The 611-nt window shown below is 54.3% G+C and carries 1 rRNA gene; it reads right to left on the bottom strand.

The window, feature by feature from the left end:
- Positions 1-611: ribosomal RNA gene (locus ABD194_RS19020) — 23S ribosomal RNA — on the bottom strand; the annotation flags it as partial.

The following is a 611-nucleotide window of genomic DNA, read 5'->3' as shown; positions in this document are numbered from 1 at the left end:
CCAGAACGACCAGAGTGGTATTTCAACGTTGACTCCACCATCACTGACGTGACGGCTTCACAGTCTCCCACCTATCCTACACAAGCCGTACCGAACACCAATACCAAGCTGTAGTAAAGGTCCCGGGGTCTTTCCGTCCTGCTGCGCGTAACGAGCATCTTTACTCGTAGTGCAATTTCGCCGAGTTCGTGGTTGAGACAGTGGAGAAGTCGTTACGCCATTCGTGCAGGTCGGAACTTACCCGACAAGGAATTTCGCTACCTTAGGATGGTTATAGTTACCACCGCCGTTTACTGGCGCTTAAGTTCTCAGCTTCGCACTTGCGTGCTAACCGGTCCCCTTAACGTTCCAGCACCGGGCAGGCGTCAGTCCGTATACATCGTCTTGCGACTTGGCACGGACCTGTGTTTTTAGTAAACAGTCGCTTCTCCCTGGTCTCTGCGGCCGATCACGCTCACCCAGCAAGTGGGGTCACGATCAGGGCCCCCCTTCTCCCGAAGTTACGGGGGTATTTTGCCGAATTCCTTAACCACGATTCACTCGATCGCCTTGGTATTCTCTACCTAACCACCTGAGTCGGTTTGGGGTACGGGCGGCTCGAACCTCGCTAG

It is taken from the genome of Terrabacter terrae (assembly GCF_039529575.1).
GTDB lineage: Bacteria > Actinomycetota > Actinomycetes > Actinomycetales > Dermatophilaceae > Terrabacter > Terrabacter terrae.
This window is presented reverse-complemented; position numbering and strand designations above follow the sequence as displayed.